The following is a 17,103-nucleotide window of genomic DNA, read 5'->3' on the forward strand; positions in this document are numbered from 1 at the left end:
TTCACTTCCTGCGTCCCACCAGCTCCTTCACCAGGGTAAACAGGAATTCATTTTTCTTATTCAGCCCTTCCAGAAGCTTCACCGCTTCCTCTGACAGCTCTGCCACCTGCTGTGACGCCTTCTCGATTCCCATCAGGGTCACGTAAGTGGTCTTATGGTTCTTCTCATCGCTGTGGATAGGCTTTCCAAGCTCCTCGGCAGTGCTTGTCACATCCAGGATATCGTCCTGGATCTGAAATGCAAGTCCAATTCCGGAAGCTGCCTTTTCCACTACAGCCACTTCTTCTGCTGAAGCGCCGCCAAGAATGGCGCCTGCCATCATGGAGCCTTCGATCAGGGCAGAAGTTTTGTTCTCGTAAATATAGTTGATCATTTCACGGCTCATAGGCTTGCCGTCATTTTCCACGTCCACGCTCTGGCCGCCCAGCATTCCGTAAAGTCCGGTCTTGTGGGACATTACCTTCAGCGCCTTGATCACACGCGCTCTGGCCTTCTCGTCCTCAGCCAGATCAAAAGCGGTCAGCATCACCTCATAGGCATAGTTCAGAAGTGCCACGCCGCTTAAAACGCCCATTGCTTCCCCATAAACCTTGTGGGTGGTCAGACGCCCCCTGCGGTAATCGTCATTGTCAAGAGCAGGCAGGTCATCATGGACCAGGGAATGGGTGTGGATCATCTCCATAGCCGCCATAAAAGGATAAGCCAGCTTGTCCTCACCGCCAAACATTCTGCAGGTCTCCAGGATCAGCATAGGGCGAAGACGCTTGCCTCCTGCCAGTACACTGTAATTCATGGCCTGTGCCATAGTTTTGGCAAAGCCCTCCTCCCTAGGAAGATAGGACTTTAACACAGCTTCGATCTCTTCTGTTCTTTTCTTTAATTCATCTTGAAAATTCACCAAGGCTACCATCCTCATTCATCTGAAGCATTTTCTTTTCCACAGTGTCAAGTTTGTCATTGCAAAATTTCAGAAGCCCCATTCCCTGCTTGTAAAGCCGGAAGGAATCCTCCAGAGAGGTCTCACGGTCTTCCAGCTTGTCAGCCAGAACATCCAGCTCTGAAAATGCCTCCTCCAGAGTTTTCTCTTCTTTTTGGTTCTCAGCCATCGTCCCGCTCCTCCTTTCTTGTATCCTGAACAGCGGCACGGATGGTGCCGTCTGTCACATAAACCAGCAGACTATCCCCTTGTTTTACCTGGGAAACAGATGTGACGGTCTTTCCCTTCTCATCTGAAACATAGGAGTAGCCCTGATTCAGCTTGCGAAGTGGGGAAAGTCCGTAAAACCGTTCCAGATACAGAGACAGTCTGTGTCTTTTATCCTTTATCTTCTGTTCCATAGCAGAGGAAATCCGCTCCTGCATGTCCGCCGCATACTGCTGTTGGTCTCTTAACCTGCTCTCCGGATTCAGGTACTGAAGGCGTGTCTGGTAACGCTCCACCTTCGCCCGGTTCACATCGATCCGGTTCCATATAGCACGTTCGATTCGCTCCTGGTAGCCCTGCATGGCATCCAGAAAGCTTCTGCAGTCAAAATAAGCAAGTTCAGCCGCTGCTGACGGAGTGGGTGCACGAAGATCCGCCACAAAATCCGAAATGGTAAAATCGGTCTCGTGACCCACTGCGGAGATCACTGGCGTACGGCATTCAAAGATTGCCCTTGCCACCTCTTCCTCATTAAAAGCCCACAAGTCCTCAATGGAACCGCCGCCCCGGCCTACAATGATCACATCCACGCCGGCTTCATCCAGCATCTGGATTCCCTTTACAATACTGGCAGCCGCCCCCTCCCCCTGCACAAGTGCAGGATAAAGAATAGTCCGGACAAATGGATTGCGCCGGGTGGAAACGTTGGCAATGTCCCGGATGGCTGCACCTGTAGGGGAAGTAACCACTCCCACCCTGCGGGCAAATTCCGGAATAGGCTGCTTGTATTCCTGTGCAAACATGCCCATGTCTTCTAGCTCCTGCTTCAGGGCAAGAAAGCGCTCATAAAGGGCACCTGCCCCTTCCAGGGTGATCTCCCTGGCATAAAACTGGTAGCGTCCGTCCCTCTCATACACGTCCACCCTGCCGCCTGCCACAACCTTGTCCCCGTCCTTCATGCGGAAAGCCAGTCCCTTGCGGGAGCCAGCGAACATAATGCAGCTTAAGGTACCGCTTTCGTCCTTCAGGGAAAAATAAATGTGGCCGCTTGTGTGGTATTTGCAGTTGGATACCTCGCCTTTTACATAAATATTCTGTAAAAAATAGTCCTGGGTAAACATGTTCTTTACATAACGGTTTACCTGCGCTACAGAATATACATTATTCATTCTTATTTTCCGGTGCCTTGGATCTCACATTGGAGTTCACGACAACGATGGTCTTGGACGAATCCTTCACCTTGAAGCCGGACTTCGGTTTTGCAGGGGATTTCTCCTGGGATTTGGCAGGAGATTTCTTTGCAGCAACCTTCTTATCCGGATTGGCGATCTTGCCAAGGATACCGTTTACGAATGCGCCGGACTCCTCGGAGCCGAAGCATTTGGCCAGCTCTACTGCCTCATTGATGGCAACTCCTACAGGCACTTCTTCTTTCTCATATTCCAGCTCATAGACAGCCAGACGAAGCACGGTAAGGTCTACGCGGTTCATACGGCTGGTCTTCCATCCCATGCTGATGCCGTTTAACTTGGCATCCAGCTCATCGGTATGGTTCATAATGTTCATATATTTTTTGCTGATGTATTCCTTATCCTTCTCTTCCAGATTCTCAATATCAGCAAAGTATAAAGCAAGCTGCTCTTCCATCTCTTTCTGTGAATTGAATTCGCTCATAAAAAGCAGCTTGAAAATGTGTTCTCTCTGTTCCCTTCTTCTCATGGTTCCTCCTATTTATGACTCCCGGATAATTACAGGGTAATGTCTGCTGACGCAGACATTTTTATTTTTTTTACTATGAAAGTCATAGTAAAAAAAGGAAAGGTTTACTTTCCTTTTTCGTTCTCCATATCTACGCTTGCAATATGAATATTGACGTCTGCCACTTCAAGGCCGGTCATGTTCTCAATGGCTGCCTTGACTTTCTCCTGGACCTTCTTGCTGGTCTCGAGGATGTTCATGCCGTACTCAATGTTCAGTGTCAGATCAACGGTTACAACGCCGTCCAGAACTTCTACCTTCACGCCCTTGGAAAGATTCTTCATTCCAAGCTTGCTTACCAGCTCATTGGTAATGTTGCCTGCCATGGAAGCAACGCCGTCTACCTCTGTAGCTGCAAGTCCGGCAATAATAGTAACCACCTCATCTGCGATCTGAACCTCGCCGATTCCCTCAAGATCCTGTATCTTATATGTTGTTCTCTTCTCTGCCATATTTCAAAACCTCCTAGGTTTAATCCATCGCAGCTGCTTCACACATCCACAGCTGCGAACCATCTAAGTATTCCTATTATAGCAAAATGCCGCAAAAATGAAAAGAGTTATTTACTGAATTCTGTTAATATTAAGTCTGGATTTCGATCTTCTGTCATGCCCACGCTCCATGCATTGACAAACAAAAGCAGCGGATTGCCCTTCAGGTCGGTAACCTTCTTCATATCAGAGGTTCCCGCGATCTTGTCCACATTGACTTCCTCTTTGTTTGCGATCCATCTGATATGCTCATAAGGCAGGTTCTCCAGGCGGATCTCCACGTTATACTCATTTTCCAGACGATATTTCAAAACATCAAACTGAAGCACACCTACAACGCCCACAATGATCTCTTCCATATTTCCGTAAAGCTCCTGGAAAATCTGGATGGCACCTTCCTGCGCAATCTGGTTGATGCCCTTTACAAACTGCTTTCTCTTCATGGTATCCAGAAGTCTTACCCTTGCAAAATGCTCCGGTGCGAAAGTCGGGATTCCCTCGAAAGCAAATTTATTTCCCGGTGCACAGATGGTATCACCAATTGAAAAAATACCCGGGTCAAAGACACCGATAATATCTCCTGCATAAGCTTCATCTACCACATGGCGGGATTCTGCCATCATCTGCTGGGGCTGGAGAAGTCTCATCTTCTTCTCGCCTTGCACATGGTAAACCTCCTGGGAAGCGTCAAATTTGCCGGAGCAGATACGCATAAAGGCAATTCGGTCACGGTGTGCCTTGTTCATATTGGCCTGAATCTTAAATACAAAAGCGGAGAAATCATCGCTCATAGGATCTACAAGGCCGCAGTCTGCCATTCTTGGAAGAGGGGATGTGGTCATTTTCAGGAAATGCTCCAGGAAAGTCTCCACACCAAAGTTGGTAAGAGCTGATCCAAAGAATACAGGAGTCAGTTCTCCTTTACTTACCATCTCCTGATCAAACTCTGCGCTTGCGCCGTCCAGAAGCTCGATTTCCTCAAGAAGCTGGTCCTTCTGCTCCGGGTCCATCACCTCAAGCACGTGAGGATCATCCAGGGAAATCTCCTCGAAGCTTCCCTCCTTGGTACCCTTCTGGGTATCGGAGAAGGTCAGGATCTTGTTAGTGTTGCGGTCGTAAACACCGCGGAATTTCTTACCGGAACCAATTGGCCAGTTAATAGGACAGGTTGCGATTCCAAGCTCCTTCTCGATCTCATCCAGAAGATCGAAGGTGTCGTTGGCATCACGATCCATTTTGTTAATAAAGGTAAAAATAGGAATATGTCTCATTACACAGACCTTGAACAGCTTTCTGGTCTGGGCCTCAACACCTTTGGAACCGTCAATTACCATAACTGCGGAGTCCGCAGCCATCAGGGTACGGTAGGTATCCTCTGAGAAGTCCTGATGTCCGGGGGTGTCCAGGATATTGATGCAATATCCGTCGTAATGAAACTGCAGTACGGAAGAAGTAACGGAAATACCTCTCTCCTTCTCAATTTCCATCCAGTCTGATACTGCATGGCGGGCCGTTGCCTTTCCTTTTACGCTTCCGGCCAGATTAATGGCTCCGCCATACAGCAGGAATTTCTCTGTAAGAGTGGTCTTACCTGCATCCGGGTGGGAAATAATGGCAAAGGTTCTTCTTTTTTCTATCTCTTTCGTATACTTCGACACGTTTAGCCTCCTATTGATCTATATATGCCGCTTGCGGCGGCACGCTTCATGAATGCGTTCCTAATTTTTTACAGCATTCCTATTCTATTATACGGAATACCGCACTGTCAAGGGGTTACTGTTCACTTCGTGCACAGTAACACGCTTCGCGATGCACAGAAATCATGCTTTGCATGATTTCGCGCCGAAGTTCTCGGGTTTTCTGTGAACTTTGTTCACAAAAAACACCTCGCGGAATATTACCAGTGAATGGTATCATCAAGGGGTATCGTCATCGATATCTACAGATGTTGACATGGATGCAGTCTCATCTGCAGAGTCTTCCATGCTCTCGTTCAGCGGCGTGATCACAATGTTCTCCGGGGCGATTCCGGTTTTGCGCTTTACAATGTCCTCGATCTGTGCCCTTTTGGCATCGCTTAGGTCTGCTTCCGGCACTACGATGTCTGCCGTTTCCCCGGTGAGGTTGACGATCACGTTCTCGAAGCCCTTTGCCTCCAGAAGAAGCTCTGCAGCAGATTCCTTTTCCGTCAGGTCCGCCATGGATACCATGGTGCTGACTGCCTCCTGCTTCTGGTCATCTCCAAGCTCCTGGTTGTTGATGATCGCCTGCAGGTCTGCCTTGTTCTGGGAACGGATCTGCTCCCTGGACAATTTGGCCTGGGCTGCAAAATCCGACGCAGCCGTAAGTACAGCTTCCCCAGGTGTGCTGGTTGCCTGATCCGACACATCCGAAAGAGAGCCATCTGCCCCGTTCTCATCCAGAAGGGCTGTTTCATCGGTAAGGTCATAATCCACATCTTCCAGGATACTGCTGCCGTCCGTGCTTGCCGCCTGATCCTTAAATCCCAGATCCACATCCGCGAAATTCAGGTATCCGGCAACTGCGATCAGAACCGCCAGCGAAGTAATGATTACCTGGTTTTTTTTCAGAATCTTTTTCACTTTACCTCTCCTCATTTCATTTTCATTACTCTAATCTTATGGGCATCTACTTGAAATAATGCCATAACTGCCTCTACAATATTCCGGGAAACAACAGAATTGTCGGCTCCCTGGGCTGCGATCAGCACCCCTGTGACAGTTTCCTTTCCCGAGCTGTAAAAGCTCTGGCTGTCCGGATTCTCCCCTGTCATCAGTACTACGCGCACTTCCCCCACACCCTCAACCTTTGACAAAAGGTCCTCCAGCTTTTCTTCCAGTGCAGTTCTTTGTACCTCTGCATCGTCAGAAGCAGTATCTGTAAAAATCCCGGTGCTTTGGCCTTTCCCCGAACTTTTTTCCCCTTTTTTATCGGACACCGGAAGTGCGATCACTGTCAGAAGCAGTCCCAGAAGAAGAAGGATCACCCACTGTCTGGTTCCCATCTTCCCCAGAAAGGATCTCACAGTTTTCAGCCCGGATTCCCCATTCTTTTCCAAGTTCATCCTTTATCCTCCCCTCAAGATCCTCATCCGGCACCTCTTTGGTCCATACAGAGGCTTTTAAAAGCTCCCCTTCTATATGTACTTCGCAATACAGGACTTCTATGCCATTCTTTTGCAAACTTTCCAGAATATTTTCTCCAAGCTGCTCCTCCATTCCTGTTTCCAGCAGGTTTTTCTGGAGATTCTCCATTTCCAGTTCCATGCGCTTCTGCTCTTCCTGCTGGTAAAGTCCCGAAAAACTGTCTGGCAGCTGACGGCTTTTTTCCAAAAGGGAAAGCACGGGCGTGACCAGCATGACCATGAGAACCAGGCCCATGAAAAAACGCACATAGCGCTGGTATTTCTCTGTTGGGACTAAGTGGAGAAGCATGGTCAGAAGAATGTAAAAGATGGCAAGACATTTGATCCAGCTATAGATGGCTTCCTTCATAGCACACCTCCTTCCTGACTGGCTTCTGCTGCATTCCCCAAACAGACCGCCTATCGGCAATAACTCCATATTTACCCACCAACAGACGCCATCAGAATCACAAAGGTAAGGATGCACATCACCTCCGCCGTGATCATGATCCGAAGGAGCATGGCGCACCCTTCTCCCATGGTTCCAAGGCAGCCCACAATCCGCTTATCTGACACCGGCTGGGCCGCGGCGGCAAGGAAACGGTAGCTAAGGGAAAGTACGCCGTAATGGATCACCGGTCCTGCACCAGCCAGAAGAAGAGCCACCACAGCCACCGCGCCCAGGCAGTTTTTCACAAGAAGGGCACCAGTGAGAATCAGCTCTGTCACCACGTTCACCGCATTTCCCACTGCCGGAATGGCTCCCGCTGTTTTGCCGATGGCAGTCCGCTTGATGGCATCCATGGCAGGCGCCACAAGCCCCCGCACAGCCTGAAGCCCAAGCACAGCCCCCAGCATGGTTTTCAGACTCCAGCTGATCAAGGTTTCCAGAAGCTCTGCCATTTTGCTGAGCATGTCCTCCTTTGACAGATGATTTACCAGGCAAAGAAGCACGTACAAATTGGCTCCCGGCAGGATCAGGGTGAGCAGCAGCCATTCCACAAGCCAGACAAGAAGCAGCACTCCCTGATAAAAAGCAGTGGCAGTCAATGCCCCGCTTGCCGCGGAAACCGCCACAAAATAGGCAGGGGCAAGTCCCTTCATAAACTGGGTCAGCCAGTCCAGCTGTTTTCCCAGGGAAATCCCAAGACTTTGGTAGCTGTTCATCAGGATCGTGAACAAAAGAAGATAGATCATATAAAAGCTCACATCCCCGATCTGCCCATTTTCAAACACTGCAGCAAAATTGGAAAACAAGGCGGCCGCCAGCACCAGCAGAAGAATGCGCATAAAGTTGGCCCGTTCCTGCTCCAATCGATCAAAAAAGAGGCTGCGCAAAAAGCTTTGCACCGCCTCTTTTGAAAATACAGTTTCCCCGCTTATCATATTTTTCAGAGCTGTTTCCATGGAAAAACTCTCTTCCCCAAGCATCTCGTCCATCAGCTTCTGAACCTGCTCAAAGGACATGTCCGAAACCAGTTCCTGGGAAACCGGATCTGAAGTTCCCGAAACCGTTCCAGCATTGGTCTCATCTGCATCCTTTTCCGTTTGCAGCCCATAGGAATTACTTTGCTTTCTCTCTTCCATGGCACTTACCTGCCTGGAGCAGAACTGCCCGCAAAACAGCGCCAGCAGCAAGCCCAAAACGATTCTGCGCCAATCCGTTTTCCTTCTCCCACCGCTAGGTCTCATACCATAAACTCCTGAATGGTCCGAAGAAGCGCCATAAGCACAGGCATACTCAGAACCATCACAGACAGCTTGCAGAACAGTTCGATCTGGGCCGCTGTGGTGCTGTACCCGGCGTCCTTGCAGATTCCGGAAGCAAACTGCCCGATGTAGGTGATTCCTACCATTTTTACCAGAGTGGAAATATATTCCGTATCCACAGGCAGGGCTTCCTGGATTTTCCCCAGGGATTCAAACAGATACCGGATTTTTCCCACAGCAAGTCCCATGATCACAAGCCCGATCCCCACAGTAATAAAACAGGCGTATTCCGGTTTGGTTCCTTTCATGAGAAAGCCGAGCATCACACCGCATACGCCTAATAAAGAAATTTTTATAATGTCCATATTCCACCTATAGCTCAAACAATTTTTTAATACTGTCAAAAAGCTCATAAATGTAAGGTACGATCCAGAAAAGCACCACCAGAAGTCCCGCAAGACTGACCAGAAATGCCTGTTCCTCTCTGCCGCTGTGCTTGAGCACCTGGGAAAGTACAGAGACCAGGATCCCTACAGCAGCAATTTTAAAAATAATACTGACTTCCAAGGGCTCCTCCTTTCTGGCATCACCACATCAGCACAGCAAGCAGAATCCCGCCCAGAATTCCCATGCTCTGGTACATTTTCTGCCGCTTCGGCATCCCGCTTTTCAGTTCCCGGATCCGTTCCCTTAATTCCTCTTCCAGAAGGGTCAGCTGCGCCACCTGCATCTCTTTGTCCAGATATCCCAGCTTTTCCCCAAGAGAAAGTAAGCACTCCTGCTCTTCCGGCGAAATTTTCTCCATAGGCAGGCACTTAAAGGCACATTCCCGGAAAATAACTTCAAAGGCAATGCCGGATCTCTCCCCGATCCTTCCGGCCATCTCTTCCAGAAACAGCCTGTACTCTCCCGGCATCTTTTTCGCCACATCTAAAAAGGCATCCTCAAGAGAAGCTCCCGTGCAGCGGATTTCTCCCTTTAACAGCAGAAGAAGCTGAGCCAGCCTCTCCAGTATTTTCAGTCTTCCAGACAACTCCATGCTTTTGCAAAGCCCAAGACCGGTTCCTGAAAAAATGATCAGAATGATCCCTGTTGTTTTCAACAACGCCTCCCGTTTCTGTCATAGATTCCCTGTATGGTTCCTGCATGATCTCCCCTATCCAGGAAAATGTAGCGCTCAAACACCCGTCTTCGCACCAGATTTTCAAATAAGGGCTGCTGGATCACATCCTCAATGGAATTGCCGTGAGCTGTTGCAATCACCTTGCAGCCGCTGTGGATCACCGATTCCACGGCCTTGAAATCTTCTTCCCGTCCCAGCTCATCTACAGCTACAACTGCCGGGGACATGGAACGGATCAGCATCTCCATGCCTTCCGCTTTGGGACAGCCGTCCAGCACATCGGTGCGCATGCCAAGGTCATTCTGGGGAACGCCCTGATAGGACCCTGCAAGCTCACTTCTCTCGTCCACAACTCCCACTGTCATTCCCGGGAATTTTTCTTTCCCGTTGCTGAGCTGGCGGATAATGTCACGAAGCAGAGTGGTTTTGCCTCCCCTTGGCGGGGAAACGATCAGAGTGTGGGCCACCCAGTCTCTTTTTCGGATGTAAGGCATCACCGGGTCTGCACAGCCTACCACCTCATGGGCAAGGCGCACATTGATGCAGGAAATATATTTCATTCCCCGGATCTCATTTCCATCCAGGATTACCTTTCCGGTAACGCCTACCCTGTGGCCGCCCTGAACAGTGAGAAAGCCCTGGCGGACCTCATCCTCATAAGAATACAAGGAGTAGCCGCTTACGTACTCCATGGTTTCCTTTAAATCTTCCCGGGTCACCACATATTTGCCGTCCTCGTCAGTGAGAAACCCCTCACCGCCGTCATAGGTGTAAAACAGGGGGCGCCCCACTCTCAGGCGGATCTCGTATATTTTGTCATAATCAAGGTCTGCATTTATCAACAGTCTGCGGATATTGCCTGCAAACAGGTTCTGGATCTGCTCTGCTTCTATCTTGTATCACCTCTCAATTTTAATATATGTGGACAATCCCGGATTCATGCACATTAGAACGTGTTTGAAAAAAGCTCTAGTACTGGCTTACAGAGTTCTGGGTACTTTTCTGGTATTCTTCCATTCTTGGAAGGCTCAGCTTTAATACCCTGTCCACTATATTCACGGATGCTGCGCTGTATGCATAGGCAGCGGATTCAAACAGCACATACAGATCGTCCCCGTCCACAAAGATCTGCTCGATCCGCTCCGGGAAACGATAGCTGATGGCTGAATTTTCATCTACGTAAAGACGCTTGTCGGATTTCTCGTAAAATACCACGCGGGAAGGCAGAATTCCAAAGGAATGGGACAACAGCAGCTTGTCATTATAAAAGGTCATTCCCTGTGCCTGCTCGGAGATGGTGGAATAATCAAGAGGCACTGCCATCTCGAAGTTCATTCCAAGTCCCTCATCCATGGTATTGATCAGATTTCCCTCATCGTCCACTGCGTATCTTGCAATGGCGCTTTCCGTATATTTAGTAAAACAGCCAACGTACAGGCAACCCTCATAAAAGGTCATAAAGGAATCCCTTACGATTCCGTAAAGGCTGGCGATCTGGTTGGTCGCAATGGGACGCTGGCTCTTATCATAGTCATAATTCTTGATGGATTCCATGGTAAGGCTTACCGCCTGGGCAAGCTCCTGGGTATTGGAGGAATACCACAGAATCTGGTGCTCGCTGTCATAGGCCAGACCGCCCACATGAGGCTGTCCGGGCAAAACAATTTCTTTAATAAATCTGTGTGACTCCTTATCGATCATGTAGATCACAGAGTTATGCTTCTTCGCATGACAGTAGGCACTTACAAAAACATAGTCTTCCGTTACAGCCAGCCCCTGAGGCGTCATAGTGGTGCACATGGCCGGCATATCACCCTCGCTGGTAAGAAGGGTTCTGGTTGATTTCAATCCGGGAATGATATAGGTTCCGTATTCCCGCTCTTTTTTCCGATCATCAAAGGCAAATGCCATCAGCTCTTCCTTCTGGGAAAGCATCTGGATCTGCCCTCTTAAGGTGTAATAGGCCGCCTCCTGGTTGGTAACCTTCCGCTTGGCAGGCGGCTCATTTCTTCCTCTGTATATAAACGCATAAGCGCAGTAAGAACCCGCAAGGACCAGGATCATGATCAGGATCCGGATCCAGAATAAGCGGTTTCTCCATTTCAGTTTTTTCGTCATTTATCTCCACTGCTTTTTGCAACTGGTCACTGCCTGCCTTTTCACGGCAGACAAATGGTTCTGTTTCTCATTTGCTGCAATGCTGTACTGTTTCGCACAACATTCCACATTATACTTTATATTCCTGGTGTTTACAAGGGGAAATATTACAGACCGGTTTCCTCCAGAAATCTGGATGGGTCTCTTTCCTTCTCATACTGCCGTCTCACATAGCACAGGGTCAGTTCTTTTTTCGCACGGGTCATTCCCACATAGAAAAGCCTGCGCTCCTCTTCCAGGGCTTCCTTCAGAACCGCCTTTTTGTAGGGGATGCTGCCCTCATTTACATTCATAATGTAAACCTTGTCGTACTCAAGGCCCTTTACTGCATGAAGGGTGGACACCACAATTCCCTCCCGTTTCTTTTCCTGCTTTTTCGCCTGCTCGGTAAGCTTTTTTGTGTAATCCTCAATGTAGGCCTGCCACTCTTCCAGGGTTTTCATCCCCTTGGTGCTCTCGTGGATCCGGTCAAGGACCTCAAGAAGCTCCTCCGGGCGGATTTTCCGGTACTGGGCATACTCCATTAAGTACTGCTCGTAGCCCATTCCCTTTCGTATGAAATTCACAGCCGCATAAGGTGCCAGGGTGGAAAGGATCCGAAGATGGGTTTCCAGGGTGGTGATCCGGTCGCACATCCAGTCCTTATCCTTGTAAAATTCCTGCAGGGCATCAAAAGAAACAGTAGCAGATGTAAGGGCATCCCTTGCAATGTAGCGGTTCGGGCGGTTCATGATTTCCAGAAACGTCTTTCTGTTTCGGTCTCCTGCTGCCATCTCAAGGTACGCCATCAGATTCCGGCTGATCCAGTGGCGGAACAGATTGGGCAGCTGTTCTTTCATGGTAAAAGGAATCTGATACTCCATCAGGGCGCCTACAAGCCCCTCTGCCTCCTGGTTGGTGCGGAAAAGAACTGCCGTATCCTCCAGGTCTTCCCCTGCATCCAGGCGCTTTTTCAGAAAAGCGGAAACTCTCATATACTCTTCCCTTGGATTGTCAAACTCCATCATGCGCACAGGCTTTCCCTGTTCATTTGGAGTAGACAGCTGCTTCTGGAAACGCTTTTTGTTGCAGTCCACCACGTTCATGGCAGCCTGAAGCACGTTTTTGGTACAGCGGTAATTGATGTTCAGAAGCACAGTCTCCGCCTTTGGATAATCTTTGGTAAAGTTCAGCATGATTTCCGGCTTGGCGCCGCGGAAATGGTAGATGGACTGGTCGTCATCCCCCACAATGAAAAGATTGTCCCTTGGCTTTGCCAGCATACGCACAATGTCGTACTGGAGGTGATTAATGTCCTGGAACTCATCCACCATAATGTACTGGAACTTATTCTGCCACGCTGCCAGAATATCCTTTCTCCTGTCAAACAACTGGTAACAGCAAAGAAGCATGTCATCAAAATCCAGTTTCCGCCTTTCACGCAGGGTTTTCTGATAGCCTGTGTAAATCTGCCGGAACACATCATCCGGGCAGCAGGAGGAATAATAGTGATCCAGGGCGATCCGGTTTCCTTTTACCACGCTGATCTCCTTTGCCACATCCTCCTGGAAATCCCCTTCCTGGGCCAGCTCCTGTCCGTATTCCAGGGTCATTTCCTTCAAAATGGCGTACTTTTCCTCCTCGGAGAGAATATTTCCCGCGCCAAGCCCGTAGGCATGCTTTAAAATGCCGTAAAACACGCCGTGGAAGGTTCCGAAGGTCACATCCGTAGAGGCCTGTCTTGTAAATTTCAGGAAGCGCTCCTTCATTTCTCTGGCAGCAGACCTGGAAAAGGTCACAACAAGAACAGAGGATCCGGGTATTTTGCCCTCACCAGTCATATATGCAGTTCTTTCAACGATCACTGAGGTTTTCCCCGAACCGGGGCCTGCCAGAACCATCATAGGTCCTGACAGGTGAGCGATTGCTCTTAATTGAGATGGATTTCTTTTCATTACAGATTTTCAAGCTTTTCAATAGCTGCGTTTACACGGCGGAGGGTCTCCTCCTTGCCGATGATCTCCATGATCTCAGTAGCGCCTGCAGGAGTCATCTGCTTGCCGGAAACAGCTGTACGAAGCGGCCACATTACATAACCGTTCTTGTAGCCTTTCTCCTTGACAAATTCACTTAAGGAAGCGAAAAGCGGATCGTTAGTGTAATCCTCCTGTGCCTCCAGAACCGGAAGAGCTTCCTTGAGTACGGTAAGGGAAGTCTCTTCGTTTGTTTTCATTTTCTTGTGGCAGTACATGGATGCGTCGTACTCCGGAACAGCCTCAAAGAAATCGATGAGCGCCGGGATATCCGGGAAGGTCTCGATTCTGGTCTGAACCATACCTGCGATCTTCTTAAAGTTGAAGTCCTTTGTGAGAACCTGCTTCATGTATGGAAGTGCTTTCTCATAGAATACGTCCGGATCCATTTTCTTGATATACTCGCCGTTCATCCAGCGAAGCTTGTTGATATCAAATACAGCCGGGGACTTGTTGATGTGGTGGTAATCAAATTTCTCAACCAGTTCCTGGAGGCTGAAGATCTCGTTATTGTCTGCCGGGCTCCATCCAAGAAGTGCAACGTAGTTTACAATTGCCTCGGAAACGAATCCCTGGTCCAGAAGATCCTCGTAGGAAGAATGTCCAGAACGCTTGGACAGCTTGGCATGTGTCTCGTCTGTGATCAGCGGGCAGTGTACGTAGGTAGGGATTTCCCATCCGAAGGCTTCGTAAATACGGTTGTATTTCGGAGAGGAAGAAAGGTACTCGTTTCCTCTTACTACGTGGGTGATTCCCATCAGATGGTCGTCTACAACGTTGGCAAAGTTATAGGTTGGGTATCCGTCGGATTTGATCAGGATCAGATCCTCCAACTCCTCGTTGTTTACTGTGATGTCTCCGTAGATTACATCATGGAAGGTGGTTGTTCCTTCTGTAGGCATGTTGAAACGGATTACATGGGGCTCGCCTGCATCCAGACGGCGCTGTACTTCTTCCTTGGAAAGCTTCAGGCAGCGTTTGTCATAGATAGAGATCTCCTTGCCTGCAACTACGCGCTTCATGCTCTCCAGTTCTTCCTTCTGGCAGAAGCAGTAGTAAGCGTCTCCCTGGTCTACAAGCTGTTTGGCATATTTCAGGTAAATGCCCTGTGCCTGGCGCTCGCTCTGTACGTACGGTCCGTATCCGCCGTCCTTATCCGGTCCCTCGTCATGAAGAAGGCCTGTCTTCTCCATGGTGCGGTAAATAATGTCAACAGCGCCCTCTACATAGCGCTCCTGGTCTGTATCTTCAATACGGAGGATGAAATCTCCGCCTTCATGCTTGGTAATAAGATATGCGTATAACGCGGTTCGTAAATTTCCAACATGCATTCTGCCTGTAGGGCTTGGTGCAAATCTGGTTCTGATCTTCGTCATGATAATTGTTTCTCCTGTTTCTTTATTTGCGGCTGTTTCCCGCTATCGATACCTGCCCTGGAGCACGTTTGAAAAAGGCTCTGGCAGATTTCTCAAAATGGGTGTCGCGCCGCATCTTTTCTGTCTTTTCCCATTATATGATATCAGGGGCAAAAGACTTTTTGACCCTAACATTATTATATACCTAAAGGTTAAAAAATGTCTATAGGCTTTCCCGGACAAAATTTCTGGGAAATGCCGAAAAAAATCTCCCCGAAGCAGGTCCGCCTCAGGGAGATCAGCGCGCGTAAAAATTATGCGTCGATTCCTTTATCTCTCAGGTAGTCGATTACGTCGCCAACTGTATTCAGCTCTGTAAGCTCCTCTGCCGGGATCTCAATGTTGTACTCATCTTCCAGAGCCATAACAAGCTCGAAGAGGTCAAGGGAATCTGCTCCTAAGTCATCCTTAAAAGAAGTATCTGCGGTAATTGTCTCTGCGTCGCAGTTAAGCTGCTCTGCGATCATTTCACTCATCTTTTCTAACATTGTTCATTCTCCTTTAAATAAATATCGTAACCGTTCATCACCCTCACAGTTACGCCCTTCGCGATGCATCAAAATCATTCTTCACATGATTTCGCAGCCAGGTTCTCGGCTTCTCTTGCGCCGTATTTCATACACTGCGGAAAGTATATAATCTGGTGGCGCATTTGTCAAGAGAATTATAGTATAAATTCCGGTTCCTGGAATTTAATCTGTCTCGCCACGCTGAGGGCCAGTCCCATCTCTGCCATCAGGAACAAAACCGAGGTTCCTCCATAGCTGATAAAGGGCAGGGTAACACCTGTGTTCGGCATCAGATTCAGCACAACCGCCACGTTCATAATGACCTGAAGGGCAATATGTATAAACACACCGCTTACCAGCATGGAACCGAACAGATCCGGTGCATTCTGGGCAATAAAAAACAGTCTGTACAAAAGATAGGCAAACAGGGCCAGCACCATAAGTGCCCCAAAGATTCCCAGTTCCTCGCAGATAATGGAAAAGATCATATCGTTCTGTGCCTCAGGCACGCTTCCTAACTTCTGGATACTGTTTCCAAGCCCTCTTCCAAAAAAGCCGCCGGAACCAATGGCATAAAGGGCCTGCAGAGTCTGATAGCCGTCTCCGCTTGCATCTGCCTCCGGGTGAAGCCATACCTGGATACGGCGCAGACGGAAGCTTCCCTCTACTACATCCATGCGGGAAACAACATACACCAGGATTGCTGCCAGAACGACTCCCACTGCTGCCACGAGAATAAAAGGCTTGGTCTTTGGATGTGCAATAAATACCAGACCAACTGTAATTCCGAAAATAATAATAGCAGTACTTAAGTTCTGTGTCAGCCAGTATGCAAGAAATGCCTGGAAGCCTCCGACCCCGAGAAGTACCATAGATGCCTTTAAGGTTTTCACACGCTTGCCCATTTTCACGATCAGATAGGACAGACAGATGATCACCGCGATCTTGGCGACCTCTGCAGGCTGGAACTGAACTCCTAACTTCAGCCATCTTCTGGCACCGTGGGAGGTTACTCCAAGAGGCGTTTTAACAAGTACCATCAGCACCACAGCTGCAAAATAGATCAGCATAGGGATTTTCTGCAGAAGATGATAGTCAAAATAAGACTCTATAATTGCCATCACAAGACAGCCTATGCTGTAAAGAGCCTGCTTCTTGAAATAAAACATATCGTCCCCTTCATTGATCTGTGCCATGTAGGAGCTTGTACTGTAAAGCATAATAAGACCGAAGCACATGATCAGGATAATGACCGCTACCAGATTGAAGTCATAGTAGTCCGATTTCCCGATTTTCAGTGCTTTTCGGATTTCATAGGCAAGGCCTTTTTTCTTCTTTGCTGACCTGGCACCTGCCTTTTTGTTTTTCGCAGCATCCATTGAATCACCTGTTCCTGTTTCTTTCTATGTCAGTTTCTAGTCCTCTTCCCAATTTGTTTCATTATAGCAGACTCCTTTTGGGGACGCAAGGGAGTATAAGGGTTCCGCCCCATGAACCCATAAAGAAAGGGGCAGGATCATCCACAGTTTTGCAGCATCACATGTTTGCTTGTAGCTTGAAAGCCTTTTATTTAGCGGCTGACAGGCTTTTTTTATTTTTAAAATTAATCATATTTCACTAGCGTTTTATGACGTTTTGT

At 48.6% G+C, this 17,103-nt stretch carries 19 protein-coding genes; all 19 read right to left on the bottom strand.

Annotation, left to right across the window (positions count from 1 at the left end):
- Position 1: 1 nt before the first annotated feature.
- Entirely contained in the window at positions 2-898 is an 897-nt protein-coding gene (locus tag H8S54_RS14970; RefSeq protein ID WP_117851740.1) for a polyprenyl synthetase family protein, read from the bottom strand.
- Positions 882-1,106: an exodeoxyribonuclease VII small subunit gene (gene xseB / locus H8S54_RS14975; RefSeq protein ID WP_021924454.1), complete on the bottom strand. Its 225-nt coding sequence runs from the start codon at positions 1,104-1,106 to the stop codon at positions 882-884. The genes H8S54_RS14970 and xseB overlap by 17 nt, the downstream gene beginning before the upstream one ends.
- Positions 1,099-2,313, bottom strand: a complete 1,215-nt coding sequence (gene xseA / locus H8S54_RS14980; RefSeq protein ID WP_021924455.1) for an exodeoxyribonuclease VII large subunit — start codon at positions 2,311-2,313, stop codon at positions 1,099-1,101. Before xseA ends, xseB begins: the two co-directional genes overlap by 8 nt.
- A complete protein-coding gene (gene nusB, locus H8S54_RS14985) occupies positions 2,306-2,863 on the bottom strand; it encodes a transcription antitermination factor NusB (protein WP_021924456.1) in 558 nt (185 codons plus the stop codon). The genes xseA and nusB overlap by 8 nt, the downstream gene beginning before the upstream one ends.
- 104 nt (positions 2,864-2,967) lie before the next feature.
- On the bottom strand, positions 2,968-3,354 hold the full coding sequence (locus tag H8S54_RS14990; protein WP_021924457.1) for an Asp23/Gls24 family envelope stress response protein: 387 nt from the start codon (positions 3,352-3,354) through the stop codon (positions 2,968-2,970).
- Between the two features lie 107 nt (positions 3,355-3,461).
- Complete coding sequence (locus H8S54_RS14995) at positions 3,462-5,051, bottom strand: peptide chain release factor 3 (protein ID WP_117851571.1); 1,590 nt, start codon at positions 5,049-5,051, stop codon at positions 3,462-3,464.
- A 258-nt stretch (positions 5,052-5,309) separates the two neighbouring features.
- Positions 5,310-5,996, bottom strand: coding sequence for a SpoIIIAH-like family protein (locus tag H8S54_RS15000; protein WP_021924289.1), 687 nt, complete (start codon positions 5,994-5,996; stop codon positions 5,310-5,312).
- A gap of 11 nt (positions 5,997-6,007) precedes the next feature.
- Positions 6,008-6,418: a hypothetical protein gene (locus tag H8S54_RS15005; RefSeq protein WP_243000205.1), complete on the bottom strand. Its 411-nt coding sequence runs from the start codon at positions 6,416-6,418 to the stop codon at positions 6,008-6,010.
- Entirely contained in the window at positions 6,342-6,908 is a 567-nt protein-coding gene (locus tag H8S54_RS15010) for a stage III sporulation protein AF (protein ID WP_186901746.1), read from the bottom strand. Before H8S54_RS15010 ends, H8S54_RS15005 begins: the two co-directional genes overlap by 77 nt.
- A 71-nt stretch (positions 6,909-6,979) precedes the next feature.
- Complete coding sequence (locus H8S54_RS15015; RefSeq protein ID WP_117851567.1) at positions 6,980-8,230, bottom strand: stage III sporulation protein AE; 1,251 nt, start codon at positions 8,228-8,230, stop codon at positions 6,980-6,982.
- On the bottom strand, positions 8,227-8,613 hold the full coding sequence (locus tag H8S54_RS15020; protein WP_173766427.1) for a SpoIIIAC/SpoIIIAD family protein: 387 nt from the start codon (positions 8,611-8,613) through the stop codon (positions 8,227-8,229). Before H8S54_RS15020 ends, H8S54_RS15015 begins: the two co-directional genes overlap by 4 nt.
- Positions 8,614-8,620: 7 nt before the next feature.
- Entirely contained in the window at positions 8,621-8,815 is a 195-nt protein-coding gene (gene spoIIIAC / locus H8S54_RS15025; protein WP_021924294.1) for a stage III sporulation protein AC, read from the bottom strand.
- Positions 8,816-8,834: 19 nt separating this feature from the next.
- A complete protein-coding gene (locus tag H8S54_RS15030) occupies positions 8,835-9,350 on the bottom strand; it encodes a stage III sporulation protein AB (protein ID WP_021924295.1) in 516 nt (171 codons plus the stop codon).
- Entirely contained in the window at positions 9,347-10,213 is an 867-nt protein-coding gene (spoIIIAA, locus tag H8S54_RS15035; protein ID WP_243000203.1) for a stage III sporulation protein AA, read from the bottom strand. Before spoIIIAA ends, H8S54_RS15030 begins: the two co-directional genes overlap by 4 nt.
- Before the next feature lie 127 nt (positions 10,214-10,340).
- A complete protein-coding gene (locus tag H8S54_RS15040) occupies positions 10,341-11,489 on the bottom strand; it encodes a YncE family protein (protein WP_021924297.1) in 1,149 nt (382 codons plus the stop codon).
- 146 nt (positions 11,490-11,635) lie between these two features.
- The gene (locus H8S54_RS15045) at positions 11,636-13,462 is read right to left on the bottom strand and encodes an ATP-dependent helicase (RefSeq protein WP_186901748.1); all 1,827 of its coding nucleotides are present in this window, start codon (positions 13,460-13,462) and stop codon (positions 11,636-11,638) included.
- Entirely contained in the window at positions 13,462-14,916 is a 1,455-nt protein-coding gene (gene gltX / locus H8S54_RS15050) for a glutamate--tRNA ligase (protein ID WP_117851554.1), read from the bottom strand. The genes H8S54_RS15045 and gltX overlap by 1 nt, the downstream gene beginning before the upstream one ends.
- A 293-nt stretch (positions 14,917-15,209) precedes the next feature.
- Complete coding sequence (acpP, locus tag H8S54_RS15055; protein WP_021924300.1) at positions 15,210-15,443, bottom strand: acyl carrier protein; 234 nt, start codon at positions 15,441-15,443, stop codon at positions 15,210-15,212.
- 176 nt (positions 15,444-15,619) lie between these two features.
- Positions 15,620-16,843 (bottom strand): FtsW/RodA/SpoVE family cell cycle protein, encoded by a 1,224-nt coding sequence (locus H8S54_RS15060; RefSeq protein ID WP_021924301.1) that lies wholly within the window; start codon positions 16,841-16,843, stop codon positions 15,620-15,622.
- Between the last annotated feature and the right edge of the window lie 260 nt (positions 16,844-17,103).

Source organism: Blautia segnis (genome assembly GCF_014287535.1).
Lineage (GTDB): Bacteria > Bacillota > Clostridia > Lachnospirales > Lachnospiraceae > Blautia_A > Blautia_A acetigignens.